A 24,138-nucleotide genomic window follows, 5' to 3' on the forward strand; every position below is an offset into this window, starting at 1 on the left:
GCGCCCCGTTCGCCGGCCCTTGCGCACCGTATCTCCCGGGATGTCGAGCGTTCGACATCCTGCGGCGTCGGGGCGTTCGGCATGGGTACGGCGGCGCGGCGGCGATATCCTCGTCACGAGTCGTGGACCGTCTGCTCCGCCGGGGAGCGGACTCGCGTGAGAGCGAGCGGGCGATGGATGCACAGGGACCGACGGCCGGGGGTGGCGCAACGAGGCGCCGCTACCTGGTGGTGGCGAACCAGACCCTCGACCGGAGGGAGCTGGCCGAGGTGATCCGCGAGCGGACCGCCGCCGCGCCCTCGGAGTTCTGGGTGGTGGTGCCCGCGACGCCCGTTCGTGAGCTCGCGCCCACCTACCCGCCCATGCCGGTCATGGGCGGGATTCCGGCCATGCCCGCGCCGCCCGAGGAGTCCCGCCGCCACGCCCAGGAGAAGCTGGGCGCGGCCGTGGAGCAGCTCACGGCGCTCGGCGCTGCGGTCGGTGGCGAGGTGGGCGACCCCGATCCCCTGCGCGCGGTCGAGGATGCGCTGAGCCGTCGTCAGTTCGACGAGATCATCGTCTCGACGCTGCCGGAGCACCTGTCGCGCTGGCTCCACCAGGACCTGCCGCACCGCCTCGAGCACAAGTTCCACCTGCCGGTCACCCACGTCGCCGCGGAGGCCTGACCCGCCCTTCGCCCGCTCGGCCGCCGGGCTGCGCGGCCCGAGCCGCTGCCTGTCGCGGCGCGGGCTGTCATCTTGCTGCGTGGCCCGAGCAGCCGCCGTCTCACCGTGCGGTGGGCCCTCACCTGTGGAACCGGGCACCGCCCCGGCTAAAGGTTTGCGGCGCCGCGCTGACGGGGTTCAGGAGCGCCGCCCCTGGCTGACGGCGGCACGCACCTCGTCCTGGGTGGGCGGGTTGGCACCGGGGCGCGAGCACGTGATGGCGGCGACCATGGCCGCCTCGTCGAGGATGCTCTCGAGCGTGGACCGATCGATCTCGGCCAGGGACCGACGGCGCTGGCCGCCGAGGAGATCGGCCCGCCCGAGGCCGTCGAGCATGCCGGAGGTGAACGAGTCGCCGGCGCCGACGGTGTCCACCAGCTCGATCGGCACAGCCGGGCGCCGTAGCTCCAGGTCCCGGGTGACCGCGTAGACCCCGGAGCCGCCGCGTGTCACGACGACCATGGCCGGCCCCGCGGCCAGCCAGTCGTGGGCCACCTGCTCGTCGTTGCGGTCCGGGTAGAGCCAGTGCAGGTCCTCGTCGCTGACCTTGACGACGTCGGAGAGGGCCACCAGCCGCTCGATGTCGGGCGCGGCCCGTCCGGGGTCCCCGAGCAGCGCGGGCCGGACGTTGGGGTCGTAGGAGATGGTCGCCCGGCCGCGTTCGCGCTCCCGGACGATCAGCTCGAGGACGTTGGCGTTCCCGGGCGGCAACGCCGTCGCCAGGGAACCGGTGTGCAGGCACCGGGTCTCGATGGGCAGCGGGTCGAACGGGCCGACGTCCCACCCGATCCGGAAGTCGTAGGACGCCACGCCGGCCGCGAGCGACGCGATCGCCAGGCTCGTGGAGATCCCGGCGTCGGAGCCCTCGACGCGCACGCCGCTCGACTCCAGGTGGGTGCGTACCATCTCGCCGAAGGCGTCCTGCCCGAGCTTCGTCCACAGGATCACCGGATCACCGAGACGGGCCAGGCCCAGCGCGACGTTCGAAGGACTCCCGCCCGGGTGGGCGACCCACGTGCGACCGCCTCGCTGGCCGACCAGGTCGACCAAGGCCTCTCCGACGACGACGAACATCGCTGCACCCCACTCAACGCCGAGCCTGGACCGCGGAGTCTCGCCCGGCCAGCATAGGCAGGCGTCGACCCGGCGGCGCGGCGAGAGTCGCCGTCCTCGCGGACGCCCGCCGCGGTTCGGCGAGAGGCAGGCGCCGTGCTGGGGTAGGAATGGACGCATGAGCGACAACGGCGGTCCTCTGTTCCTCGTCGTCACGATCAAGCCGCGGCTGGACCGCAAGGAGGAGGCCGAGGCACAGCTGCAGTCGATGCGGCGGCACACCCTCGAGGAACCGGGGTGCGTGTTCATGCACCTGGTGCAGCCGGAGGACGACCCGGACTCCTGGCTGATGCTGGAGATGTTCAGGTCCCGGGAGGCCTGGGACGAGCACATGCGCCAGCCCTACAACACGGAGGGCAACCGCATCCTCGAGGACCTCCTGCGTGAGCCGTCCGAGCTGCGGCTCTGCCGCGAGAAGTAGCCCCTCCCCTTTCGGGTCCGGCGGGGTTTCGTACCCCTCGCGGCTGTAGAAGACCCGGCCCTATGGTGGCGGCGTCAGGCTGTCACCGGGGTGCCGCAGGCGGTCCCCAGGGGCAGATGGGCGCTCCTCACCAGGTGGTCGACATGGCGGAGATGGCCGTCCCTCACAAGGAACCGATAAGTCCTGCGGGAGCGAAGCCGGGGTTGGTCTACCCCGGCCTCACGGTCCCCTTCATCCTTCTCGTCTTCTGCTTCGCGGCGTGGGGATCGGCCGCCAACCTCACGGACGTGCTGGTCGGCGTGTTCCGCCACATCTTCACGATGTCCAACTTCCAGTCGGCGCTGGTGCAGTTCGCGTACTACGGCGCGTACTTCGCGCTCGCGATCCCGGCGGCGTTCATCAACAAGCGGTTCGGCTACAAGGCGGGCGTGCTGACGGGCCTGGGGCTGGCCGCCGTCGGCGGTCTGATGTTCCTCCCCGCGAGCCAGGTGCTCGCGTACAACTTCTTCCTCCTGGCCCTCTTCGTCCTGGCCGCCGGCATGTCCATCCTGGAGACGTCGGCCAACCCGTTCGTCATCGCGATGGGCCCGGAGCGCACCGCGACCCAGCGGCTCAACCTCGCCCAGGCCTTCAACCCCGTGGGCGCGAACATCGGCGTCCTCCTCGGGGCCCTGCTCATCCTGCCGCGGATCACCCCCGAGGAACAGAAGGAGGGAATGACCGCCGCCCAGCTGCGCGCGGCGCAGGAGGCCGACCTGGGGCTGGTGCTCGGGCCCTACATGGGCATCGCCGCGGCGCTCCTCGCGATCTGGCTGCTCATCGCCTTCCGGAAGATGCACACGCCGCAGGAGCACCTCGAGGCCGAGATCGAGGTCGGCGCCGGCAGGTTCGGCCGCCTGCGGCGCAACCGGCACTACCGGTACGGCGTGGCGGCACAGTTCTTCAACGTCGCCGCCCAGGTGTGCGCCTGGACGTTCACCATCCAGTACGCGCAGGACGTCGTCGGCGTGCCCGTCGAGGACTCGGGCTGGTTCCTGCAGGCGAGCCTGATCGTGTTCCTCATCTCGCGGTTCGTGATGACCTACCTCCTCGGGATCTTCCGGCCGACCAAGCTGCTGTTCGCCATGGGGGCGCTCGGGGTCGTCCTGTCCCTCGTCGCCGTGCTGTCGCCCAACATGATCGGCCTGATCGCCGTGGTGGGGATCTCGGCGTCGCTGTCGCTGATGTTCCCGACCATCTACGGGGTCGCCCTGCAGGGGCTGGGCGAGGACACGAAGTTCGGTGCCGCCGGCCTGGTGATGGCCATCCTCGGCGGCGCGCTGCTGCCGCCCGTCCAGGGCCGGGTCATGGACGCGGCGAGCACCAACATCGGCTTCATTGTCCCGGCGGTGTGCCTGGCGCTGGTCACCGCGTACGCGCTGTTCGACCTGCGCGCCGCGCGGCACGGCGAGGCGCGCGCCACCGCGGCCGCGGCCTCGTAGTCGGCCTCCGGCTGCGGGCGATACACCCGTCCGGAAGTCGGCGCAACGGCCACCTGCGGCTGGACGACAATGCCCCCATGACCGCGCGTGGCTTCACCAGCGACAACGCCTCCGGCGTGCACCCCGCCGTCCTCGCCGCCCTGGCCGCCGCCAACGACGGGCACGTGCCGTCGTACGGCGCGGACCCGTACACCGCGGCGCTGGAGGAGCGGGCCCGCGACGTCTTCGGTCCCGACGCCACGATCTTCCCGGTCTTCAACGGCACCGGCGCCAACGTGGTGGCCGTGCAGGCGCTGCTGCAGCGCTGGGACGCAGTCGTGGCCACCGTGGACTCCCACATGGTCAACGACGAGTCCACCGCGCCGCAGCTGGTGGGCGGCGCCCGCCTCCTCACCGTTCCCTCGGAGGCCGGCAAGGCGACGCAGGAGCTGCTCGCGCCGGCGTTCGACTCCTACGACGGCAGCGTCCACCACGCCCGGCCATCCGCCGTCACCCTCGCCCAGAGCACCGAGCTGGGCACCACCTACACGGTGGCCGAGCTCGAGGCCCTCACGGCCTTCGCGCGCTCCCGCGGCGCGCGCGTGCACGTCGACGGTGCCCGGCTGGCGAACGCCGCCGCGCGGCTCGGTGTGCCGCTGCGCGCCGTGACCACGGACGTCGGCGTGGACGTGCTGTCCTTCGGCGGGACCAAGAACGGCCTGCTGCTCGGCGACGCCGTCGTCGTGCTCGACCCCGCCCTCGCGGAGCCCGTCGCCCGGCTGCGCAAGGCCTCCACCCAGCTGGCGTCGAAGATGCGGTTCGTCTCCGCCCAGCTCCTCGCCCTGCTCGAGGACGACCTGTGGCGCCGCAACGCGCTGCGGGCGAACGCCGTCGCCGACCTCCTCGCCGCGCGGCTCCGCGAGCGGGGGATCGAGCCCGTCTACCCGGTGGAGGCCAACGCCGTCTTCATCCCCGTCCCGCCGGAGGCCCTGCCGGCCGTCGTCGCCGAGGCGCCGGTGCTCGCCTGGGACGCCCGCGCCGGCGTGGTGCGCGCCGTCGCCTCCTTCGACACCACCGAGGAGGACGTCGAGGCCCTGGTGGAGGTCCTCGACCGGCACCTGCGAGCGCCCCGCCCGGCGTCGGCGCGCCGCAGGCGAAGCGGGCCACCGGAGGCCCGTTTCCCCGCTAGCGTTCGGGACGGGCCCACCGGCGCCCAGGACGGAGCTGCCCGACGATGACGGCCGACCTCGACGTGACGACGGCCGGCGCCGGGGCGCCCTGGCCCGAGCTGCCGGTGCCGTGGGGGCACGCGGCGGAGGCGGACGACGTGGCCGTCGGGGGGCCCCGCCGGCGGTGGGGCGGCCCGCTCGACGTCGAGGGCCTCGCCGTGGCCGGGGTGCGCGAGACCGCCCGGGCAGCGCGCGCCCTCGGCTCGGCGCGGGGAGCCGCCCCCGTGCTGGCCGTCGACAGCCGGGACGTGACCGCGGCCTTCGACTCCCTCGGGCACCTGCGCGTGGACGGCCGGGCGCTGCAGCCGTGGGCGCCGCTGTCGGCGTTCTTCCCGGCCGCCGAGGGCTGGGTGCGCCTCCACGCGAACTACCCCCACCATCGCCGCGCGCTCCTGCGGGCGCTGACGGTCGCCGCCTCCGGCGCCGACGACGACGCCGCCCGCTCCGGGGTGGCCGCCGCCGTCGCGGCCCTGCCCGCGCACGCCGTGGAGACCCGGGTGCGGGCGGCCGGCGGGATCGCCGCCGCCCTGCGGACCCCGGGGGAGTGGCGCGGGCACGAGCAGGGCCGGGTCGTGGCTGCCCAGCCGCTCGTGGAGCTCGGCACCCGTGTCGGTGACGCTGGGCCCACCTCCGGGCGCGCGGGCGCCCGGTCACTCCCGCCCACGCTCGGCCTGCCCATGGCGGGGCTGCGGGTGCTCGACCTGACGCGAGTCATCGCCGGCCCCACCGCAACGCGGGTGCTCGGCGCGCTCGGCGCCGACGTGCTGCGGATCGACCCGCCGGGCAACCCGGAGCTGCCCGACGCGCACCTCGACACGGGCTTCGCCAAGCGGTCGGCCCTCGCCGACCTCGCCGAGCCGGCCGCCCGGCGCCGGCTGGAGGCCCTCCTCACCGCCGCGGACGCCGTCGTCACGGGCTACCGGCCCGGAGCGCTCGCGGTCCACGGGTTCGACGCTCTGTCCCTGCTCGGGCGGCACCCGCACCTGGTCGTCGCCGAGCTCTCGGCCTGGGGGCACGCGGGTACGTGGGGGCGGGAGCGCGGCTTCGACTCGATCGTGCAGGTGGCCACCGGGATCGCCGACGTCTGCGGCGCGCCGGCCGGCGGGCGGCGTGGCGAGGGGTGGCGGCCAGGCGCCCTGCCCGTCCAGGCCCTCGACCACACGGCCGGGTACCTGCTCGCGGCGGCGGTCATGCGCCTGCTCGCGCGCCGCGGCGAGGAGGGCGGCGGCCACGCCCGCCTCAGCCTCGCGGGGGTGGCCAGGGAGCTGCTGGCCCTGCCGGGCAGCCATGCCCGTGCGGAGACCGACGACGCCCGTCGGGCTGGGGACGGGCACCCCGGAGCCGGTCCAGCCGGGGTCGCGGACGTGCCCACTCGCCGGCGGGGCTCCTTCTACGGCGAGCTCGAGTACGTGCCGGCGCCCCTCCGGCTCGACGGCGACGCACTTGACTACCCGAGCCCGCCGGACCGGTACGGGACGGCGGCGCTCTCCTGGCGCTGAGGGGGCCGGCGCCCACCCGGTGCACGTGGCCCTTGACTGGGCACGCCCGGGCGCGTCACCAGCGACTGTGCACCTGCGGGCGGAGCCGCTGGTCGTAAAGGCGCTCGACCGCGGCGAGGAGCTCGTCGGACAGCGGGGGCAGCTCCGCCGCCGCGGCGTTGGCCCGGGCCTGCTCGGCGTTGCGGGCGCCGGGGATCACCGTGCTCACGCCCGGTTGCTGCATCACCCAGCGCAGCGCCACCTGGGCCGGCGTCGCCCCGGCGGGCCCGAGCCCGGCCACGAGCTCAGCGAACGCCCGGGCGGCGTCCACGCCGGTCTCGTAGCCGACCCCGGAGAACGTCTCGCCGACGTCGAAGCTCTGCCCGTCGCGGTTGAAGGAGCGGTGGTCGGTGGCCGCGAAGACAGTCGCGCGCGTGTACCGGCCGCTGAGCAGCCCGGACGCGAGCGGCACGCGGGCGATGATCCCGACGCCCCGCTCGCCGGCGACCGGAAGCACCTCCTCCAGCGGCTTGCGGCGGAACGCGTTGAGGATGATCTGCACCGTGGCGAGGTTCGGGTGCGACATCGCGTCGTGCGCCTCCGCGACCGTCTCCACGCTGACGCCGTAGGCGGCGACGCGGCCCTCCTCCACGAGGGTCTCCAGCGCGTCGAACACCGCGTCGCTGGCGTGCACGCTCGACGGCGGGCAGTGCAGCTGGACGAGGTCGAGCCGCTCGGTGCCCAGATTGCGGCGGGACCGGTCCGTCCACTCCCGGAACGCCTCCAGGGTGTAGGCCTCGGGCACCTGTGCCACGCGGCGGCCCATCTTGGTCGCCACCATGACCGGCGTGCCGGGGTTCGCCCGCAGGAACTCCCCGATGAGCCTCTCGCTGCGGCCGTCGCCGTAGACGTCCGCCGTGTCGAAGAACGTCACCCCGGCGTCCACGGCTGCGGCGAGGACGGCCGTCGCCGCCGCGGGGTCCACGTCGCCCCAGTCGGCGCCGAGCTGCCAGGTGCCCAGACCCACCACCGAGACCTTGCGGCCGGTGCGGCCCAGCGTGCGGTGCTCCATGTGCATCCCTTCCTCGGCGCGCCGCCGCGCGCGACGCCGGCGCCCATCCTGCCCCCACCCGGCCCTCGGGACGAATGCCCCCCGCCGGCGCCTGGAGCGGCGCTCCGCGACGTCGCGGCACCGTCCCAGCCGGTGCGTCTCACGGACGGCGGCGGCGCCCATGGACGGTCCTGACCGGGCTGCACGCGCCCCGAGGGGCCGTCCCAGGCGCGCAGACACGCCGAAAAACCGGCGCGTGAAGCGACAACGGCGGCGCGCTGTGCGTAATGTCTGGCGCAGCGGCGCCGATCGAAGGGCGCCCGAACCGAACGATGAGAGGGTTTCCATGTCCGTCAACCGCACCGAGCTCGTCGCTGCCGTCGCCGAGCGCTCCTCGCTCACCAAGTCGCAGGCCGACGCCGCTCTGTCGGCACTGCAGGAGGTCCTGGTGGACTCCCTCAGCAAGGGTGAGGCCGTCAAGGTCACCGGCCTGCTGAGCGTCGAGCGTGTCGAGCGCGCCGCCCGCACCGGCCGCAACCCCCGCACCGGTGAGGAGATCCAGATCCCCGCCGGCTTCGGTGTCAAGATCTCCGCCGGCTCGGCGCTGAAGAAGGCCGTCGCCAAGTGACGTTCCGCTGAACCAGGGAACGGGCAGGGCCATGACGGTCCTGCCCGTTCTTCGTTCTCCTACGGTGTGCCTCGCCCGCCGCGAGCGCGTCCGCGCTTCCCGCCGCGCGGCAGACCTTTTTCCGTCGCCCGTGTGCGCCACACCCCTGCGCGCGAGCCGCCCGGCGGCGGTGCGCGTGCTTAGACTTGCTGCCATGAGCACTCCCGACGAGCCCACCGGTCCGCAGCCGCCGTCGTCGCCGTCGCAGCCCGGCGCCGGCACCGGCGTGCTGGAGCGCGAGGAGCTGCGCGAGCAGGTCTCGCCGGGCGACGAGGAGCGCTACGCCCACTACGTCCGCAAGGACAAGATCACCGCGTCGGCCGTGACCGGCCAGCCGGTGGTCGCCCTGTGCGGGAAGGTCTGGACCCCCGGGCGCGACCCCAAGAAGTACCCGGTGTGCCCCACCTGCAAGGCCATCTACGAGGGCATGAACCCCGACGGCGGGGACGACGCCGGCAAGGGCCGTGGCTGGCCCTTCGGCCGTGGCCGTGGCCACGGCTCCTCGGGAAGCGGGGAGTGAGCGCCCCGCACCAGCGCAGGTCGACGCCGACCCACCCCGCCGGGCCCGCTGCCGTCTCCACGGCCGCGGCCGAGCAGCTCTCGCCCGCCTTCCCGGCGCGCGCCGCGTGGGGAACGGCGTCACGCCTGCGCGCCTGGCAGGCCGAGGCGCTCCAGCTCTACCTCGAGCGGCAGCCGGAGGACTTCCTCGCGGTCGCCACACCCGGCGCGGGTAAGACGACGTTCGCCCTGCGCATCGCCACCGAGCTCCTCGCGCGCGGGATCGTCCGGCGGGTGACGGTGGTGTGCCCGACCGAGCACCTCAAGACCCAGTGGGCCGACGCCGCCGCCCGGGTGGGCGTGCAGATCGACCCGACCTTCAAGAACGCCCAGGGCCGGCACGGGGCCAGCTTCGACGGCGTCGCGCTGACGTACGCCCAGGTCGCCGCCAACCCGGCCCTGCACCGCAACCGCACCACGGCGGAGCCGACACTGGTGATCCTCGACGAGGTCCACCACGGCGGTGACGCGCTGAGCTGGGGCGACGCCGTGCGGGAGGCGTTCGAGCCGGCGCGGCGGCGGCTGTCCCTGACGGGTACGCCGTTCCGTTCGGACACCGCCGCGATCCCGTTCGTGACGTACGAGCGCGGCGCCGACGGCATCCGGCGCTCCAAGGCCGACTACTCCTACGGCTACGGCGACGCCCTGCGCGACGGCGTCGTGCGCCCGGTCATCTTCCTCAGCTACTCCGGCCAGATGCGCTGGCGGACCCGCGCCGGGGACGAGGTCGCCGCCGAGCTCGGCACGGACATGACCAAGGACATGGCCGCCCAGGCCTGGCGCACCGCCCTGGACCCCAAGGGCGAGTGGATCCCGGCCGTGCTCTCGGCCGCTGACCAGCGCCTCAGCGAGGTGCGCCGTTCCGTGCCCGACGCCGGTGGCCTGGTCATCGCCACCGACCAGACGGCGGCGCGCGCCTACGCCAAGACCCTGCACTCCATCACCGGCGAGCCGGCCGTCGTCGTGCTCTCCGACGACGACGGCGCCAACTCCCGCATCGAGGACTTCGCGGCGGGGGAGCAGCGGTGGATGGTCGCGGTGCGCATGGTGTCCGAGGGTGTGGACGTGCCGCGGCTCGCCGTCGGCGTGTACGCCACCGCGACCTCGACGCCGCTGTTCTTCGCCCAGGCGGTGGGCCGCTTCGTGCGTGCCCGGCGCCGGGGGGAGACCGCCTCGGTCTTCCTGCCCTCCGTCCAGCACCTGCTCGGCCTGGCCGGCGAGCTCGAGGTCGAGCGGGACCACGCGCTGGACCGGGTGCTCACCAAGGAGGAGAAGGGCGACTTCTTCAACCCCGAGGACGCCCTGGTCGCCCAGGCGAACCGGGCCGAGAAGGCCTCCGACGACCTGATGCTGCCGGGCTTCGAGGCCCTCGAGGCGCAGGCCTCGTTCGACAAGGTGCTCTTCGACGGCGGCGAGTTCGGCACCGGCGGAGAGGTCGGCTCCGTGGAGGAGCAGGACTTCCTCGGGCTGCCCGGCCTGCTCGAGCCCGAGCAGGTCACCGAGCTGCTGCGGGCGCGGCAGGCGGAGCAGATCAAGCAGCAGAAGCGGCGCCTCAAGGCCGACAACGTGCGGCGCCAGAACGCCGGCATCGACGACCACCGCCGCCGCGCCGCGGCCCGCAAGGAGCTCAACACCCTGGTCTCCGCCTGGTCCCGCCGCTCCGGCAAGCCCCACGGCGTGGTGCACACCGAGCTGCGCAACAGGTGCGGCGGCCCGGAGGTCGCGCTGGCGCGCACGGAGGAGATCGAGGCGCGCATCACGATGCTGCGCAAGTGGTTCGTGGGCAGGGCCTGAGCCGGGCGCCTCGCCGCCGCCGGCGCGGGCCGGCCGGGCCCGCCGCGCCGGGGTCCGTCAGGGCGCCAGAACCCCGCTCGACGTGCGGAGACGCGAGCGGGCTGCCACGCTCTGACCAGACGAGACACGTCTGACCGGCGTCACACGGCGCCGGCCGTCCCGGAAATGGAGGACTCCATGTCCCTCTGGCTCATTCTCATCATCGTCGGTGTCGTCATGCTGGTTCTCGGCGTGGCCGTCGAGGCAGCCCAGGTGCTGATCTGGGTGGGCGTCGCCGTCATCGTGGTGTCGCTGATCATGACGCTGATCAACCGGGGCAAGACGAGGGTCTGACCCGACGCCGGGCACCAGGCCCGGCGCACACAGGTGGCCCGGCCGCGCGAACGCGGCCGGGCCACCTGTGCGTCCGGCGCCGGAACCCTCCGGCGCCCGGGCCGTCCGGCACCGACGCCCGGCGCCCGGGGCAGCTGGAGACCGGGGCATCACGCGCCCGGCGTCAGAGGGCGTACTCGGGCTCGTCGCCCCCGTCGATGTCGACCATGCGGGTGGGGATGGCAGGGTCGCCCTCGCTGAGCCGCCAGGCCGCCTGCGGCAGCTCGGCGCGCGAGGCGAGGTGCCGCTCGCGGGCGGCCTCGAGCGCTTCCTCGCCGCGGTGCTCCTCGACGATCTCGCCGTTCCGCACCAGCGCGACCTGCAGCGGGCGGGCCCCGGCCTCGCGCAGCGCCGCGAGCCCCTTCCCGACGTCCGTGCCCGCCACGACCAGCTCCTCGACCGCCCGGCCGTCGTCGTCGAGCACGCGGCCCGCCACCTTCCGCCCGCCCACGGAGGCCTTGAGCGCCGACGCCTTGGCGACCTCCTCCATCCGGCCGTCCCGGTCCTCGCGGGCCACCAGCTTGTAGACCAGCTCGGCGGTGGGGTGCCCGGACCCGGTGACGAGCTTGGTGCCCACCCCGTAGGCGTCCACCGGTGCGGCGTTGAGCGCCGCGATGGCGTACTCGTCGAGGTCGGAGGTGACGGTGATCCTCGTGCCTGCCGCGCCGAGGGCGTCCAGCTGCTGGCGGACGGTGAAGGCCTGCGCCACCAGGTCCCCGGAGTCGAGGCGCACCGCGCCGAGCTCCCCGCCGGCCGCGCGCGCGGCCCTCACGGCGCGCTCGACCCCCTGCGGGACGTCGTACGTGTCCACCAGCAGCGTCGTGCCCGGGCCCATGGTGGCGACCTGGGCGGCGAACGCGGCCTCCTCGTCGTCGTGCACCAGGGTGAACGCGTGGGCGGCGGTGCCGATGGGCCGGATCCCGTAGGACCGGCCGCCCTCGAGCACCGAGGTGCCGGCGAACCCGCCGACGACGGCGGCCCGCGCGGCGGCGACCGCCGCCCCCTCGTGGGTTCGGCGCGCGCCCATCTCCAGGCACGGGCGGCCGTGCGCGGCGGTGGTCATGCGGGAGGCCGCGGCGGCGACGGCGCTGTCGTGGTTGAGGATCGACAGGATGACCGTCTCCAGCACGACGGCGTCCGCGAAGGAGCCCTCCACCGTCATGATGGGCGAGCCGGGGAAGTAGCACTCGCCCTCGCCGTAACCGGTGACGTCGCCGCGGAAGCGGTACTCGCGCAGCCAGTCCAGCGTCTCGTCGCCGACCACGCCGGCGGCCTTGAGATAGTCGATCTCCCCGGGCCCGAACCGGAAGGCCTCGATGGCGTCGAGCACGCGCGCGGTGCCGGCCACGACGCCGTAGCGGCGGCGGGCGGGCAGCCGACGGCCGAAGACCTCGAAGACGCTGCGCCGGTGCGCGGCCTGGGAGCGTAGTGCGCTCTCGATCATGGTCAGCTCGTACATGTCCGTCAGCAGCGCCGTGCTTGCCGTATTCAGCATGGGCCAACCGTAATGCGCGGTGCCTGCAGCGGATATTGGGCGCCCGGCCCGCGGTCGTGCCGGGTGCCCGCCCGCCGGGCCGAGGGCGCCGCCCACCTACAGTGGACCCGTGACGCCCCCGCCTCCCACGCTGCCCCGCCTGCGCGTGGCCACCGCGCCCACCGGGCAGGAGGCCACCTCCGAGGAGACGACGGCGGTACCGGACCGCGCCTGGCGCACGGTCGTGTGGGACGACCCGGTGAACCTCATGAGCTACGTGACCTGGGTCTTCCAGACCTACTTCGGGTACGACGAGCCCACCGCCACCCGCCTGATGATGCAGGTCCACACCCGGGGCAGGGCCGTGGTCTCGCACGGCCCGCGCGAGCAGATGGAGGTGGACGTGCAGGCGATGCACTCCTACGGGCTCTGGGCGACCCTGGACCAGGAGGGCGCGTAGTGCACGCGTTCGTCCCCGTGCCCGGCGGCAGCGCGTCCCGGCTCAAGGCGGCCGAGCGCACCGTGATCGCCCGCCTCGTCGCCGACACGGCCGAGCTGCTCGGCACCCCGCTCGACGACGGCGCCCCGGCCGCGCCCGGCCCCACCACCCCGGACGGCGCGGACGCCGTGCTCGCGGCGCTCGACTTCGACCCGGCCGCCGACGCGGTGCGCGACGCGCCCGCCGACCCGGCCCTCGCCCGGCTGCTGCCGCCGATGAGCCACGACGACCCCCGCCTGTCCGCCGAGCTGCGGGCCCTGACGGAGGACTCGCTGCGCGCGGGGAAAGTGGCGCGGCTGGAGACGGTGTGGCGCGAGCTGCGCGAGCCCAGCGGGCCCAAGGGGGTGGTGGTGGTCCGCACCGGCCGGGAGGGCCCCTGGCTCGCCGCGCTCACCGACGTGCGCCTGGTGCTCGCCTCCCGCCTGGGCATCGAGGACGACCAGGACGCCGAGGCCGTCTACGACCGGGCGCAGCGCGCCGACCGGCTCTCCGGCGAGGACGCCGACGACGCCGTCAGGGACGCGCTGGCGACCATGTACGCCGCCCTGACGTGGTGGCAGGAGTCACTTCTGGAGGCGATGCGGCGGCCTCGGCGAGCCCACTAGGCTCGTCCGCTATGGACGACGCTCCCATCGGGATATTCGACTCCGGCGTGGGCGGCCTGACCGTGGCCCGCGCCGTGATCGACCAGCTTCCCGGGGAGTCGGTCCTGTACCTCGGCGACACCGCCAACGGCCCGTACGGGCCCCAGCCGATCGCGCGCGTGCGCGAGCTGGCGCTGGAGGTCATGGACCGGCTGGTCGTCTCGGGCGTGAAGATGCTCGTCATCGCCTGCAACTCCGCCTCCGCCGCCGTGCTGCGCGACGCGCGCGAGCGCTACACCGTCGACGCCGGCGTCCCGGTCGTCGAGGTCATCCAGCCCGCGGTCCGCCGCGCCGTCGCCGCGACCCGCAGCGGCCGGGTCGGGGTCATCGGCACCCAGGCGACCATCGACTCCGGCGCCTACCGGGACACCTTCGCCGCCGCGCCGCACCTGCAGCTCACGATGGCCGCCGCGCCCCGCTTCGTGGACTTCGTCGAGCGGGGCGTCACCTCCGGCCCCGAGGTCCTGGCGGCCGCCGAGGAGCACCTCGCCCCGGTCAGGGCCGCCGGCGTGGACACGCTCGTGCTCGGGTGCACCCACTACCCGCTGCTGACCGGCGTCATCTCCTACGTCATGGGGGAGAACGTCACGCTCGTCTCCTCGGCGGAGGAGACGGCCAAGGACGTCTACCGCACCCTGCTGGCCCACGGCATCGCCCGGGACCCGGACGCCGGCCCGCCCGAGCACCGCTTCCTCGCCACGGGCGACCCGGACTCCTTCGCCCGGCTCGCCCGCCGGTTCCTGGGCCCGGAGGTCACCGCCGTCCACGGCGTCGCCGAGCTGGAGGGGGTCCGATGAGGCTCACCGTGGTGGGCTGCTCCGGGTCGATGTCCGGCCCCGGTTCCGCGGCCTCGTGCTACCTGGTGCAGGCCGCCGGCGAGGACGAGGACGGCAGCCCACGCACCTGGACCGTCGTCCTCGACCTCGGGTCGGGCGCGATGGGCGCGCTCATGACCCACGTCGACCCCGCCGAGATCGACCTGCTGGCGGTGTCCCACCTGCACGCCGACCACATGGTCGACCTGATCGGCATGCAGGTCTACCGCCGCTGGCACCCCGGCGGCCCGCTCGGCCCGCTGACGGTGCTCGCACCGGCCGGCGCGGTGGACCGCCTGCGCGGCGTCGGCGGGGACGGGCCCGACGAGGACTACGCGGGCGAGTTCACCTTCCGCGAGCACGACCCGGCCACCCCGGTGCACGTGGGGCCGCTGCGCCTGGAGGTCTTCCCGGTGAGACACCCGGTGCCGGCCTACGGCATCCGCATCACCGGGCCCAGCTCGCTGGGCAACGGCGAGGTCTCGCTGGCCTACACCGGCGACACCGACAGCTGCGACGGCGTCGTGGCCCTCGCGCGCGGCGTGGACCTGCTGCTCAGCGAGGCCGCGTTCCAGGAGGGCCGCGACACGGTGCGCGGCGTGCACCTGACGGGCCGGCGGGCCGGCGAGGTCGCCGCCGCCGGGGGCGCCGGCCGGCTGGTGCTGACGCACCTGCAGCCGTGGACCGACCCCGAGATCGTGCGCGACGAGGCCATCGCCGTCTACGACGGGCCGGTCGACGTGGCGGTGCCCGGCGCCCGCTGGACCCTGTAGCGGCGCCGCCCGCCGCGCGGACGCGGCGTCGTGTGGGGATCGCCACGTGGGCGGCGGGGCGCCGTCGCCCTCCGCGTCGGTAGCCTCGACCCATGACCGAGGCAGCCCGACCGACGTCCGCACCGGCAGAGAGCCGCGGCGCGGCCAGCCACGAGATCCCCGAGGAGATGCGCCGGGACGTGAGGTTCCTGGTGGGCCTGCTCGGCGAGATCCTGCGCGAGTACGGCGGGGACGGGCTGTACTCCGACGTCGAGCGCCTGCGCGAGCTGGCGATCGCCGCGCTGGAGGACCCCGCCGCCGGCCACCTCGCCGACGCCGAGGCGCTGGTGGACTCGTTCTCAACCGAGCGCGCGGAGGAGGTGGCCCGCGCCTTCACGTGCTACTTCCACCTGACGAACCTCGCCGAGGAGCTCCACCGCGTCCGCACGCTGCATGCCCGCGAGGGGCAGGTGCCGCTGGCCGAGCAGCGCCCGTCGGACTCGGTGGCCGCCGCCTTCTCGCACCTGGCGGCCGAGGTCGGGCAGGAGGAGGCCGAGCGGCGGCTGGCGGCGCTGCGGTTCCACCCGGTGCTCACCGCGCACCCCACCGAGGCGCGGCGCAACGCCGTCGCCAGCAGCATCCGCCGCATCACCGAGCTGATGACCGACCGCAACGACCCGCGGTGGGGGCCCGGCGCGCTGGAGGAGAACCGCCGGGAGCTGCTGGCCGAGGTCGACAACCTGTGGCGCACCGCGCAGCTGCGCCCGTCCAACCCCTCGCCGCTGGACGAGGTGCGCACCTCCCTCGGCGTCTTCGACGCGACCCTCTTCCAGGTCTTCCCCGAGGTGTACCGCCGCCTGGACGACTGGATGCAGGGCGAGGACCGCGGGCGCAAGGCGCCCAAGGCGCCGGCCTTCGTGCGGCTCGGCACCTGGATCGGAGGGGACCGGGACGGCAACCCCAACGTCACCGCCGCGATCACCCGGCAGGCCGCGGCGCAGTCCTCCGACCGGGTGCTCGTCGCGCTCGAGCGGGTCGCCCGCGAGGTGGCGCTGAGCCTGACGCTGGACGACCGCTTCACGCCCCCGTCGGAGCAGGTGGCCGCGCTGTGGGGCCGCCAGCGGCAGGTCTCCCCGGAGCTGACCGCGCAGGCGGCGGCGCACTCGCCGGGCGAGACGCACCGGAAGGTGCTGCTCGTCGTCGCCGAGCGGATCGGCGCGACCCGCCGCCGCGACGCCGACCTGGCCTACGCCACCGCCGGGGAGCTGCGGGCCGACCTCACCGCCGTCCAGGACTCCCTGGTGGCCGCGGGCGCGCCGCGCGCGGCCTACGGGCAGCTGCAGCAGCTCATCTGGCAGGTGGACACCTTCGGCTTCCACCTCTCGGAGATGGAGGTGCGCCAGCACTCCAAGGTGCACAGCCAGACCCTCGCGTGGATCGCGGACCCGGAGTCCGTCCCCTCGCCGGCCGTCCCGCCGGAGGAGGTGCTCGAGACCTTCCGCGCCATCGCGGCCGTCCAGAAGCGCCACGGGTTGGACGCCTGCCGCCGGTACATCATCTCCTTCACCCAGTCCGCGCAGAACATCGCCGACGTCTACGCCCTCGCCGAGCACGCGCTCGGCTCGGCCGAGGCGGCGCCGGTACTCGACGTCATCCCCCTGTTCGAGACGTTCGACGACCTGCGCGCGGCCCCAGGCATCCTCGACGAGATGCTCGCGCTGGCGCCCGTGCAGCGGCGCCTGGAGCAGACCGGCCGGCGGCTGGAGGTCATGCTCGGCTACTCCGACTCCGCCAAGGACGTCGGCCCGGTCTCCGCCACGCTCGCCCTGTACGAGGCCCAGGCCCGCATCGCCGCGTGGGCGCGGGAGAACGACATCGTCCTCACCCAGTTCCACGGCCGCGGCGGCGCGCTCGGCCGCGGCGGCGGCCCCGCCAACCGGGCCATCCTGGCGCAGCCGCCGCACTCGGTGGACCTGCGGTTCAAGGTCACCGAGCAGGGCGAGGTCATCACCGCCCGGTACGGCAACCCGGACATCGCCGTGCGGCACATCGAGCAGGTGGCCGCCGCGACCCTCATGGCCTCCGCCCCCTCGATCGAGCGGCGCAACGCCCAGGCGGCGGAGCGCTACGCGGACCTGGCCGCGCAGCTCGACGCGGTCTCCCGCGAGCGGTTCTTCGACCTCATCCACGCCGACGGGTTCGCGCCCTGGTTCGCCGAGGTGACCCCGCAGGAGGAGATCGGCCTGCTGGCCATCGGCTCGCGGCCCTCCCGGCGCGGCCTCAGCGTGGAGTCGCTGGAGGACCTGCGGGCCATCCCGTGGAACTTCGCCTGGACGCAGGCGCGCATCAACCTCACCGGCTGGTTCGGGCTCGGCTCGTCCCTGGAGGCGGTCGGTGACCTGGACCTGCTACGCCGCGCCTACGCCGAGTGGCCGCTGTTCGCCACGATGATCGACAACGTCGAGATGTCGCTGGCGAAGTCGGACCCGCGCATCGCCCGGCGCTACCTGGAGCTGGGGGACCGGCCCGACCTGGGGGAGAAGGTGCTCGCCGAGCTCGAGCTGACCACCCGGTGGGTGCTGGCCATCACCGACCACACCCGCCTCCTCGAGGGCCACCGGGTGCTCGGCCGCGCGGTGCAGCTGCGCAACCCGTACGTCGACGCCCTGTCGCTGCTGCAGCTGCGGGCTCTGCGGGTGCTGCGTGACGCCTCCCACGAGCTCGGCGAGCAGGAGGTCGCCGACCAGCAGCGCCTGCTGCTGCTGACGCTCAAGGGCGTGGCCGCCGGCCTGCAGAACACCGGCTGACGCAGGGAGCGTGGGCGGGCGCGGGTAGCCTCGGGGCATGAGCTCAACGACCCCCTCGACCACCTCGGCCCTGCGCGCGGACGGCCGCCGCCCCGACGAGCTGCGGGAGGTGCGCATCACCCGCGGCTGGCTCGACGAGGCCGAGGGCAGCGTGCTGGTGGAGTTCGGCCGCACCCGCGTGCTGTGCGCCGCCTCCTTCACCGAGGGCGTGCCGCGCTGGCGGCAGGGCTCGGGGGAGGGGTGGGTGACCGCCGAGTACGCCATGCTCCCGCGGGCCACCTCCACCCGCAGCCAGCGCGAGTCCGTCAAGGGCCGCATCGGCGGGCGCACCCACGAGATCTCCCGGCTCATCGGCCGCTCGCTGCGTGCGGTCATCGACTACTCCGCCCTGGGCGAGAACACCATCGTCCTGGACTGCGACGTGCTCCAGGCCGACGGCGGCACCCGCACCGCGGCCATCACCGGCGCCTACGTGGCGCTCGCCGACGCCGTTGCCTGGGGCACCGCCAAGGGGCTGATCACGCCCAAGGCGGCCAAGCCGGTCCTCACCGACTCCGTCTCGGCCGTCTCCGTCGGCATCATCGACGGCCGGCCGGTGCTCGACCTGCCCTACGTGGAGGACGTGCGCGCCGAGACCGACATGAACGTCGTCGTCACCGGCTCCGGGGACTTCGTCGAGGTTCAGGGCACCGCCGAGGGCGCGCCGTTCAACCGCGCCGAGCTCGACTCGCTGCTCGACCTCGCCGTGGCGGGCACCGCCCAGCTGCGCCAGATCCAGGCCGACGCCCTCGCCCGGCCGCTGGAGCAGCTGAAGTGAGCGTGCGCGTGCCGGGCGGTGTCCGCGTGCCCCCCGGCGCGCGGCTGCTGCTGGCGACCCACAACGCCCACAAGGTGCGAGAGCTGCGCGAGATCCTCGCGCCGCTGCTCCCGGGCCTGGACGGCGAGGCCGTGCACGGCGCGGCGGACCTCGGCGCCCCGGAGCCGGTGGAGGACGGCGTCACGTTCGCCGAGAACGCGCTCATCAAGGCCCGCGCCCTGGCCGCCGCCACCGGGTTGCCCGCCGTCGCCGACGACTCCGGCCTGTGCGTCGACGTGCTCGGCGGCGCGCCGGGGGTGTTCTCCGCCCGCTGGTGCGGCCGTCACGGCGACGACCGGGCCAACCTCGAACTGCTGCTGGCCCAGCTCTCCGACGTCCCGGAGCGCCACCGCGGCGCCCATTTCGCCTGCGCGGCCGCGCTCGTGACGCCGTCGGGCCGGGAGGTGGTGGAGGAGGGCACCATGCCCGGCACGCTGCTGACCGCCCCGCGCGGGGAGGGCGGCTTCGGGTACGACCCCATCCTCCTGCCCGACGGCGAGGACCGGTCCGCCGCGGAGCTGACGCCCGCCGAGAAGAACGCCATCAGCCACCGCGGCAAGGCGTTCCGGGCCCTGGCCCCGCACATCGCCCAGCTGCTGCGCTGAGGGGCCGGCCCGGACGTCGCCGAGCCGCCGGGCTGGCCGCGGGACCTGCGTCGGGACGAGCGTCCCGGACCCGCGGCCCCACGGGCGGTTCACTGCCGCCGCGCTGGCTTCGTCGAGCCCGGCGCGCCGCGGTGGGCCGGGCCTCACCGGTCGCTCCGCTCCATCGACTGGCGCAGACCTACATCGGCCCCGGCGCCGCGTTCCCACCCATGCCGGACCCGCCACCGGGCCAGGTCCTGCACATCGAGGTGCGCCGCGTCGGAGGTTTCGGGCCGTGGCACGACTCCCGAGCGCGACGTTCCCGCCCGTGGTGACCGCGGTGCGTCCTCAGCCGCCCCGCAAGACGCCCCGTGGTGCTGCGGGACAGGGACCACGGGTCAGAGGTAGCGCGCCCGCCGCGCCCGGCGCCGCTCGACCACCTCGGGCACGACGCGCCACCCGATGAGCAGCACGGCGAGCACGATCGCGGTCACCAGCGGGAACGCGCCGGAGACGCCGTCGCCGCTGGCCCAGCGCAGCGCGAGCCCGACCGCCGTCGTCACCGCCCACACGATGACGCCGGTGGGCCAGATGATCAGCGGCACGTCGCGGGTGCCCGGCGCCATCCAGGCCACCGCCAGGCCGACGACGAACGGCCACGCCGTCTGGAAGTACTCCGACAACGCCGAGCCGTGCATGAGCATGCCGACCAGGGCGAAGACCAGCACGCACGCCAGGTCCAGGCCGAACCACCACCACGGGTTGACCGGGCTGTCGGCCACCGGCTCCGGGTCTGTCTCCATCAGCGCAGCCTCCCCAGGTGGGCCAGACCCTGCCGCAGCAGGCTGGCGTGGCCCTCGGACATGTCGCCGAGCACCTCGGGCGTGAGGGCCTCGGCCGGCGTCAGCCAGGTCATCTCCAGGGTGTCATGGCTGGGCTGGCAGTCACCCACCACCGGCACGACGTAGGCCAGCGAGACGGCGTGCTGCCGAGGGTCGTAGAACGGGCTGCCCGGGGTGGGGAAGTACTCCCCGACGGCGTAGGGCAGCGGCGACAGCGGGATCCGGGGCAGGGCCATGGGGCCCAGGTCCTTCTCCAGGTGCCGCTCGAGGGCCTCACGGATCGTCTCGTGGAACAGCACCCGGCCCGAGACGAGCGCCCGGGAGATCGTGCCGGCCGCGGTGGCCCGCAGCAGCAGGCCCACGGCCTCCAGGTCGCCGTGGGCGTCGACCCGCACGGGCAGGGCGTCGATGTAGAGCATGGGCACCTTGCTGCGGACCATGGCCAGGTCTTCGGGGGAGAGCCACGGACCGAGGTCACCGCTCGCGATGTCACTCACCCTCCGTTTCTATCGCGAGAGCGCCTCCGGCGCGAGGTCGTCCCGGATGTCGCGCGTCCGGGCGCGCCTTGGGACGGCGACCGGCCGCCCCGCCGGGCCGACCGGCCGGGTCACCGGGGCGACCAGCCGCGCCCCAGGTACGGCCAGCCAGCCGTGCCGACAAGGTCGTAACTGCCCGTCCTGCGCTCAGACGGGCAACTAGGACATTCTCGGCGGCCTCGGGCGCCACGCACGGGCTTGCCGGCCAAGTCCGCGTTGGTCGAGTCCCCGTGGTCGAGTACTTGCCCGCTCTCGGCGGCCGAGTCCGGGTCGAACAGGTGCTAATCCGGCGTTTCGAGGCCGGGACGCCGGATTAGCGCCTGCTCGGCGCGGTGGCGGGGGCTTGGTGGCGCGGTGGCGGGGGCTTGGTGGCGCGGTGGCGGGGCTTGGTGGCGCGGTGGCGGGGGCTTGGTGGCGCGGTGGCGGGGCTTGGTGGCTCGGCGCGGTAGCGGTGGCTCGGCGCTGTGGCGGGGGCCTGGTAGCTCGGCTGTCAGAGCCCTCTCGGTGAGCTCGGCGATGCGACCCTGCCGGCCGAAGCGTCAGGGACGCCACGTCTGCCGGTGGTCCGGGTGGTCGGCGTAGACCATGGCGAGGGCGCGGAGCGTGGGGCACGGATAGCCCTCGGTGGTGTCGGCGACGTTGCCGCACGTGAGGCAGCCCTCGAAGCCCCACGGGTCGGTGGCCCCCGGGTGCAGGGCGACGATCGCGCGCTTGGCGCGGCACTCCGCGAGGAGGCGGGAGCGGCACCCGGCCGGGGCCCGGCCCGCCCGGCGCCCGGCCGGGCGATCGCCGTCAGGGGACGCGGCGGCGTCCGCCTCGCCGGGCCGGTCGCCGTCAGGGGACGCGGCGGCCTCCGCCTCGTCCTCGGCGATGCGGGCGAGCAGGAACTCGACGATGCTCACCCGCCGATCGTGGCACCGCGGCCGGCGCTGTGGGATGGATGTCGCAGTGAGGGTCAGCCTTGTAAGGGGGTAGGCTCGGGAGCGCCGGCCACCCTTCGCCAGGTGCCCGGCAGACCCCCGGAGGCTTCCACCCTCCGGGGGTCACCTCCTTCGGGGGCCGGTAGCCGCTCAGGTTGAGCCATTGAGCGATGCTCGAAGTGCGCGAGAGGGGACTCGAACCCCTACGCCCGAAGGCACCAGGACCTAAACCTGGCGCGGCTGCCAATTACGCCACTCGCGCTCAGGGGTCAGCCTATGCGGCCAGCCCCAGCAGCTTGCGCAGCCGCGCGACGTGGCCCGTGGCGCGCACGTTGTACTGCGCCAGCGTGACGGTGCCGTCGGGCGCCAGGACCACGGTGGAGCGGATGACGCCGGTGTAGGTGCGGCCGTAGTTCTTCTTCTCGCCCCATGCACCGTAGGCCTCGAGCACGGTGTGCTCGGCGTCCGAGGCGAGCGGGAAGGTGAGCGACTCGGCGTCGGCGAACTTCGCCAGCTTGTCCACGCCGTCGGGGGAGAGCCCGACGACGGCGTAACCGGCGGCCTGCAGCGCGGCGAGGGAGTCGCGGAAGTCGCAGGCCTCCTTCGTGCACCCGGGCGTGGCCGCTGCCGGGTAGAAGTACACGATGACGCCCTTGTCCGTGGACCGGCGCAGGTCGGCGAGGGCGACCTGGCCGCCGTCGGCGGTGGGCAGGGTGAAGTCGGGCGCGTGGTCGCCGGCGTCGAGGCGGGGCAACGGGTCCTCCTGGGGAGCGGGTGGGATGTCAGGGGCGGGCGGGAACGTCGGCCGTCGCTCTCGCTGCGGCGTCCACGCCGAGCTCCGCGCGCAGGGCGGCGACGTGGCCCTGCGGGTCGACGTCGTACTGGGCGAGCAGGAGCGTGCCGTCGGAGCGCACCACGAACGTGGAGCGGTGCACGCTGTCGAACGTGCGGCCGCCGAACGTGACGGGCCCCCAGGTGCCGTAGGACTCCGCGACCGCGTGGTCGGCGTCCGAGGCCAAGGGGAAGGTCAGGTGCTGGTCCGCGGCGAAGGCCTCCAGGTCGGCGACCGGGTCGGCGGAGAGCCCGACGACGGCGTACCCGGCGCCCTGCAGGGAGGCGAGGCTGTCGCGGAAGTCGCAGGCCTCGGTGGTGCAGCCCGGCGTCGCGGCCTTCGGGTAGAAGTACACGATCACGCCCTCGGCGCTGCGATCGCGGAGCTCAGCGAGGGAGACCTCGCCGCCGCCGGCGACGGGCAGGGTGAAGTCGGGCGCGGGCTGGCCTGGCTGAAGGCGGTTCATGGGTCCTCCGGGGCGACGGCGGTCTGGGGCACATCCTGTCACCCGACCGTCGATTACGTGAGTCCTGGTCCACAAAAGGGCCCGGCTGGCGCAGCGATGTGCGACGTTCCCCTGGCCGGACCGGGCTCTCCGGTGAACCCTGGGCGCATGGATGCGAAGACGCGCGACCGGCACTGGCGGCTCCTGCGGCGGAGGATGCCCGGCAGCCCGACCGAGCTGCCCGGCCCGACGTGGCGGTACGCGTTCAAGCGTGCGGTGAGGGAGTTCCTGCGGAACCAGCTCACCGACAAGGCGGCCGCGCTGACGTTCTACAGCGTGCTGTCCCTGTTCCCTGCGCTGATCGCGTGCGTGTCGATCCTCGGCGTCGTCGGTCAGGGCCAGGCGACGACCGAGGCGGTCATCGGGATGCTCAACGACTACCTGCCCGACGAGACCGCGCGCCAGCTCGAGGGCCCTATCAGCGGCATCACGGAGAACACCCGCGCCGGCCTCGGCCTGGTCATCGGCCTCCTCATCGCGCTGTGGACGGCCTCCAACTACGTGAACGCCTTCAGCCGCGCGATGAACTCGACGTACGAGGTGCCCGAGGGGCGCCCGATCTGGAAGCTGCGGCCGATGATGTACGCCATCACGGCGATGCTGGTGGTCCTGGGCGCCGTGGCCGCGCTCATCCTGGTCGTCAGCGGACCGGTGGCGCGCTGGGTGGGCGACCTCATCGGCCTGGGCGCGACGGCGGTGGCGGTGTGGGACGTCGCCAAGTGGCCGGTGCTCGTCGTCGTCGCGATCGTCATGATCGCGGTGCTGTACTACTTCACGCCCAACGCCCGGATGCCGGAGTTCCGCTGGATCAGCCCGGGCGCGGCGCTCGCCATCGTCGTCGCGGGCCTCGCCACCGCCGGGTTCGGCTTCTACGTCGCGAACTTCGGCAGGTACAACGCCACCTACGGCGCGCTCGCGGGCATCATCATCTTCCTTCTGTGGCTGTGGATCATGAACGTGGTCCTGCTGTTCGGGGCCGAGTTCGACGCCGAGCTCGAGCGTGCCCGCGAGCTGGAGGGCGGCCTGGCGGCCGAGGAGCACCTCCAGCTCCCGCCCCGCGACACCACCAAGAGCGACAAGGACGCGGAGAAGTACCAGGGACTCGTGGAGGAGGCCCACCGCATCCGCACCGCCACGGGGCAGAAGCAGCCGGCCGAGCCCGGGACACGCTGACCGGCCGGCGATACCGCCGCCGCGGGCGCCGTCCCTCGGCGCCAGGTCGGCC

Annotated in this window: 25 protein-coding genes and 1 tRNA gene; 17 read left to right on the forward strand and 9 right to left on the reverse strand. The window is 74.3% G+C overall.

Going from position 1 to position 24,138, the window contains the following annotated elements:
- The first annotated feature begins 173 nt into the window (after window positions 1–173).
- Complete coding sequence (locus tag ACF0H8_RS07180) at window positions 174–665, forward strand: hypothetical protein (protein WP_395288272.1); 492 nt, start codon at window positions 174–176, stop codon at window positions 663–665.
- Between the two features lie 177 nt (window positions 666–842).
- On the opposite strand, the gene ACF0H8_RS07185 is transcribed toward ACF0H8_RS07180, so the two are convergent.
- Window positions 843–1,778: a carbohydrate kinase gene (locus tag ACF0H8_RS07185; RefSeq protein WP_395288273.1), complete on the reverse strand. Its 936-nt coding sequence runs from the start codon at window positions 1,776–1,778 to the stop codon at window positions 843–845.
- A gap of 157 nt (window positions 1,779–1,935) precedes the next feature.
- On the opposite strand from ACF0H8_RS07185, the gene ACF0H8_RS07190 reads away from it, so the two are divergent.
- The 4 genes from ACF0H8_RS07190 (at window position 1,936) to ACF0H8_RS07205 (ending at window position 6,426) form a co-directional block, all read left to right on the forward strand.
- Entirely contained in the window at window positions 1,936–2,238 is a 303-nt protein-coding gene (locus tag ACF0H8_RS07190) for a putative quinol monooxygenase (RefSeq protein WP_395288274.1), read from the forward strand.
- A 143-nt stretch (window positions 2,239–2,381) separates the two neighbouring features.
- The gene (gene fucP, locus ACF0H8_RS07195; protein WP_395288275.1) at window positions 2,382–3,719 is read left to right on the forward strand and encodes an L-fucose:H+ symporter permease; all 1,338 of its coding nucleotides are present in this window, start codon (window positions 2,382–2,384) and stop codon (window positions 3,717–3,719) included.
- Window positions 3,720–3,796: 77 nt separating this feature from the next.
- The gene (locus ACF0H8_RS07200) at window positions 3,797–4,936 is read left to right on the forward strand and encodes a threonine aldolase family protein (protein ID WP_395288276.1); all 1,140 of its coding nucleotides are present in this window, start codon (window positions 3,797–3,799) and stop codon (window positions 4,934–4,936) included.
- Window positions 4,933–6,426: a CoA transferase gene (locus ACF0H8_RS07205; protein ID WP_395288277.1), complete on the forward strand. Its 1,494-nt coding sequence runs from the start codon at window positions 4,933–4,935 to the stop codon at window positions 6,424–6,426. The genes ACF0H8_RS07200 and ACF0H8_RS07205 overlap by 4 nt, the downstream gene beginning before the upstream one ends.
- A gap of 55 nt (window positions 6,427–6,481) precedes the next feature.
- Here ACF0H8_RS07205 and ACF0H8_RS07210 read toward each other — a convergent pair whose 3' ends face one another.
- Window positions 6,482–7,477, reverse strand: coding sequence for an aldo/keto reductase (locus tag ACF0H8_RS07210; RefSeq protein ID WP_395288278.1), 996 nt, complete (start codon window positions 7,475–7,477; stop codon window positions 6,482–6,484).
- Window positions 7,478–7,802: 325 nt separating this feature from the next.
- On the opposite strand from ACF0H8_RS07210, the gene ACF0H8_RS07215 reads away from it, so the two are divergent.
- The 4 genes from ACF0H8_RS07215 (at window position 7,803) to ACF0H8_RS07230 (ending at window position 10,808) form a co-directional block, all read left to right on the forward strand.
- The gene (locus ACF0H8_RS07215) at window positions 7,803–8,084 is read left to right on the forward strand and encodes an HU family DNA-binding protein (protein WP_395288279.1); all 282 of its coding nucleotides are present in this window, start codon (window positions 7,803–7,805) and stop codon (window positions 8,082–8,084) included.
- A gap of 193 nt (window positions 8,085–8,277) precedes the next feature.
- Complete coding sequence (locus ACF0H8_RS07220) at window positions 8,278–8,643, forward strand: DUF3039 domain-containing protein (RefSeq protein ID WP_395288280.1); 366 nt, start codon at window positions 8,278–8,280, stop codon at window positions 8,641–8,643.
- Window positions 8,640–10,475 carry a DEAD/DEAH box helicase gene (locus tag ACF0H8_RS07225; protein WP_395288281.1) on the forward strand — a complete coding sequence of 612 codons (1,836 nt, stop codon included), beginning with the start codon at window positions 8,640–8,642 and terminating at the stop codon, window positions 10,473–10,475. Before ACF0H8_RS07220 ends, ACF0H8_RS07225 begins: the two co-directional genes overlap by 4 nt.
- Before the next feature lie 177 nt (window positions 10,476–10,652).
- A complete protein-coding gene (locus ACF0H8_RS07230) occupies window positions 10,653–10,808 on the forward strand; it encodes a hypothetical protein (RefSeq protein ID WP_395288282.1) in 156 nt (51 codons plus the stop codon).
- A 163-nt stretch (window positions 10,809–10,971) separates the two neighbouring features.
- Here the strand turns inward: ACF0H8_RS07230 and ACF0H8_RS07235 are convergent, their stop codons facing one another.
- Entirely contained in the window at window positions 10,972–12,342 is a 1,371-nt protein-coding gene (locus ACF0H8_RS07235; RefSeq protein ID WP_395288283.1) for a nicotinate phosphoribosyltransferase, read from the reverse strand.
- 109 nt (window positions 12,343–12,451) lie between these two features.
- Here ACF0H8_RS07235 and clpS point away from each other — a divergent pair, with 109 nt between their 5' ends.
- From clpS to rdgB, 7 genes are all read left to right on the forward strand, one after another.
- Complete coding sequence (gene clpS / locus ACF0H8_RS07240; RefSeq protein ID WP_395288284.1) at window positions 12,452–12,781, forward strand: ATP-dependent Clp protease adapter ClpS; 330 nt, start codon at window positions 12,452–12,454, stop codon at window positions 12,779–12,781.
- Window positions 12,781–13,425 carry a DUF2017 family protein gene (locus ACF0H8_RS07245; protein ID WP_395288285.1) on the forward strand — a complete coding sequence of 215 codons (645 nt, stop codon included), beginning with the start codon at window positions 12,781–12,783 and terminating at the stop codon, window positions 13,423–13,425. The genes clpS and ACF0H8_RS07245 overlap by 1 nt, the downstream gene beginning before the upstream one ends.
- An 11-nt stretch (window positions 13,426–13,436) precedes the next feature.
- Window positions 13,437–14,261, forward strand: a complete 825-nt coding sequence (gene murI, locus ACF0H8_RS07250) for a glutamate racemase (protein ID WP_395288286.1) — start codon at window positions 13,437–13,439, stop codon at window positions 14,259–14,261.
- Window positions 14,258–15,052 carry an MBL fold metallo-hydrolase gene (locus tag ACF0H8_RS07255; RefSeq protein WP_395288287.1) on the forward strand — a complete coding sequence of 265 codons (795 nt, stop codon included), beginning with the start codon at window positions 14,258–14,260 and terminating at the stop codon, window positions 15,050–15,052. The genes murI and ACF0H8_RS07255 overlap by 4 nt, the downstream gene beginning before the upstream one ends.
- Before the next feature lie 92 nt (window positions 15,053–15,144).
- A complete protein-coding gene (locus ACF0H8_RS07260; RefSeq protein ID WP_395288288.1) occupies window positions 15,145–17,838 on the forward strand; it encodes a phosphoenolpyruvate carboxylase in 2,694 nt (897 codons plus the stop codon).
- A gap of 37 nt (window positions 17,839–17,875) precedes the next feature.
- Window positions 17,876–18,655 carry a ribonuclease PH gene (gene rph / locus ACF0H8_RS07265; RefSeq protein WP_395288289.1) on the forward strand — a complete coding sequence of 260 codons (780 nt, stop codon included), beginning with the start codon at window positions 17,876–17,878 and terminating at the stop codon, window positions 18,653–18,655.
- Entirely contained in the window at window positions 18,652–19,299 is a 648-nt protein-coding gene (gene rdgB, locus ACF0H8_RS07270) for an RdgB/HAM1 family non-canonical purine NTP pyrophosphatase (RefSeq protein WP_395288290.1), read from the forward strand. Before rph ends, rdgB begins: the two co-directional genes overlap by 4 nt.
- A gap of 377 nt (window positions 19,300–19,676) precedes the next feature.
- On the opposite strand, the gene ACF0H8_RS07275 is transcribed toward rdgB, so the two are convergent.
- The 6 genes from ACF0H8_RS07275 to ACF0H8_RS07300 form a co-directional block, all read right to left on the reverse strand.
- Window positions 19,677–20,081 carry a DUF3054 domain-containing protein gene (locus tag ACF0H8_RS07275; protein WP_395288291.1) on the reverse strand — a complete coding sequence of 135 codons (405 nt, stop codon included), beginning with the start codon at window positions 20,079–20,081 and terminating at the stop codon, window positions 19,677–19,679.
- A complete protein-coding gene (locus ACF0H8_RS07280) occupies window positions 20,081–20,617 on the reverse strand; it encodes a DUF4916 domain-containing protein (protein ID WP_395288292.1) in 537 nt (178 codons plus the stop codon). The genes ACF0H8_RS07275 and ACF0H8_RS07280 overlap by 1 nt, the downstream gene beginning before the upstream one ends.
- A gap of 578 nt (window positions 20,618–21,195) precedes the next feature.
- Window positions 21,196–21,558, reverse strand: a complete 363-nt coding sequence (locus tag ACF0H8_RS07285; RefSeq protein WP_395288293.1) for a DUF6221 family protein — start codon at window positions 21,556–21,558, stop codon at window positions 21,196–21,198.
- 198 nt (window positions 21,559–21,756) lie between these two features.
- Window positions 21,757–21,838, reverse strand: a tRNA-Leu gene (locus ACF0H8_RS07290).
- Between the two features lie 12 nt (window positions 21,839–21,850).
- Window positions 21,851–22,330 (reverse strand): thioredoxin-dependent thiol peroxidase, encoded by a 480-nt coding sequence (gene bcp / locus ACF0H8_RS07295; RefSeq protein ID WP_395288294.1) that lies wholly within the window; start codon window positions 22,328–22,330, stop codon window positions 21,851–21,853.
- Window positions 22,331–22,358: 28 nt separating this feature from the next.
- On the reverse strand, window positions 22,359–22,874 hold the full coding sequence (locus tag ACF0H8_RS07300) for a peroxiredoxin (protein ID WP_395288295.1): 516 nt from the start codon (window positions 22,872–22,874) through the stop codon (window positions 22,359–22,361).
- A 147-nt stretch (window positions 22,875–23,021) separates the two neighbouring features.
- Between ACF0H8_RS07300 and ACF0H8_RS07305 the strand changes: the two genes are divergently transcribed.
- A complete protein-coding gene (locus tag ACF0H8_RS07305; RefSeq protein WP_395288296.1) occupies window positions 23,022–24,086 on the forward strand; it encodes a YihY/virulence factor BrkB family protein in 1,065 nt (354 codons plus the stop codon).
- Window positions 24,087–24,138: the final 52 nt, after the last annotated feature.

Origin of the sequence: Georgenia sp. AZ-5 (assembly GCF_043952095.1) — a bacterium.
Lineage (GTDB): Bacteria > Actinomycetota > Actinomycetes > Actinomycetales > Actinomycetaceae > Georgenia.

Excerpts from the sequence above, each read along its gene's own strand:
- ACF0H8_RS07180 (WP_395288272.1), top strand. The coding sequence starts at position 174 with ATGGATGCACAGGGACCGACGGCCGGGGGTGGCGCAACGAGGCGCCGC.
- ACF0H8_RS07185 (WP_395288273.1), bottom strand. The coding sequence starts at position 1,778 with ATGTTCGTCGTCGTCGGAGAGGCCTTGGTCGACCTGGTCGGCCAGCGA.
- ACF0H8_RS07190 (WP_395288274.1), top strand. The coding sequence starts at position 1,936 with ATGAGCGACAACGGCGGTCCTCTGTTCCTCGTCGTCACGATCAAGCCG.
- fucP (WP_395288275.1), top strand. The coding sequence starts at position 2,382 with ATGGCGGAGATGGCCGTCCCTCACAAGGAACCGATAAGTCCTGCGGGA.
- ACF0H8_RS07200 (WP_395288276.1), top strand. The coding sequence starts at position 3,797 with ATGACCGCGCGTGGCTTCACCAGCGACAACGCCTCCGGCGTGCACCCC.
- ACF0H8_RS07205 (WP_395288277.1), top strand. The coding sequence starts at position 4,933 with ATGACGGCCGACCTCGACGTGACGACGGCCGGCGCCGGGGCGCCCTGG.
- ACF0H8_RS07210 (WP_395288278.1), bottom strand. The coding sequence starts at position 7,477 with ATGGAGCACCGCACGCTGGGCCGCACCGGCCGCAAGGTCTCGGTGGTG.
- ACF0H8_RS07215 (WP_395288279.1), top strand. The coding sequence starts at position 7,803 with ATGTCCGTCAACCGCACCGAGCTCGTCGCTGCCGTCGCCGAGCGCTCC.
- ACF0H8_RS07220 (WP_395288280.1), top strand. The coding sequence starts at position 8,278 with ATGAGCACTCCCGACGAGCCCACCGGTCCGCAGCCGCCGTCGTCGCCG.
- ACF0H8_RS07230 (WP_395288282.1), top strand. The coding sequence starts at position 10,653 with ATGTCCCTCTGGCTCATTCTCATCATCGTCGGTGTCGTCATGCTGGTT.
- ACF0H8_RS07235 (WP_395288283.1), bottom strand. The coding sequence starts at position 12,342 with ATGCTGAATACGGCAAGCACGGCGCTGCTGACGGACATGTACGAGCTG.
- murI (WP_395288286.1), top strand. The coding sequence starts at position 13,437 with ATGGACGACGCTCCCATCGGGATATTCGACTCCGGCGTGGGCGGCCTG.
- ACF0H8_RS07255 (WP_395288287.1), top strand. The coding sequence starts at position 14,258 with ATGAGGCTCACCGTGGTGGGCTGCTCCGGGTCGATGTCCGGCCCCGGT.
- ACF0H8_RS07260 (WP_395288288.1), top strand. The coding sequence starts at position 15,145 with ATGACCGAGGCAGCCCGACCGACGTCCGCACCGGCAGAGAGCCGCGGC.
- rph (WP_395288289.1), top strand. The coding sequence starts at position 17,876 with ATGAGCTCAACGACCCCCTCGACCACCTCGGCCCTGCGCGCGGACGGC.
- ACF0H8_RS07275 (WP_395288291.1), bottom strand. The coding sequence starts at position 20,081 with ATGGAGACAGACCCGGAGCCGGTGGCCGACAGCCCGGTCAACCCGTGG.
- ACF0H8_RS07300 (WP_395288295.1), bottom strand. The coding sequence starts at position 22,874 with ATGAACCGCCTTCAGCCAGGCCAGCCCGCGCCCGACTTCACCCTGCCC.
- ACF0H8_RS07305 (WP_395288296.1), top strand. The coding sequence starts at position 23,022 with ATGGATGCGAAGACGCGCGACCGGCACTGGCGGCTCCTGCGGCGGAGG.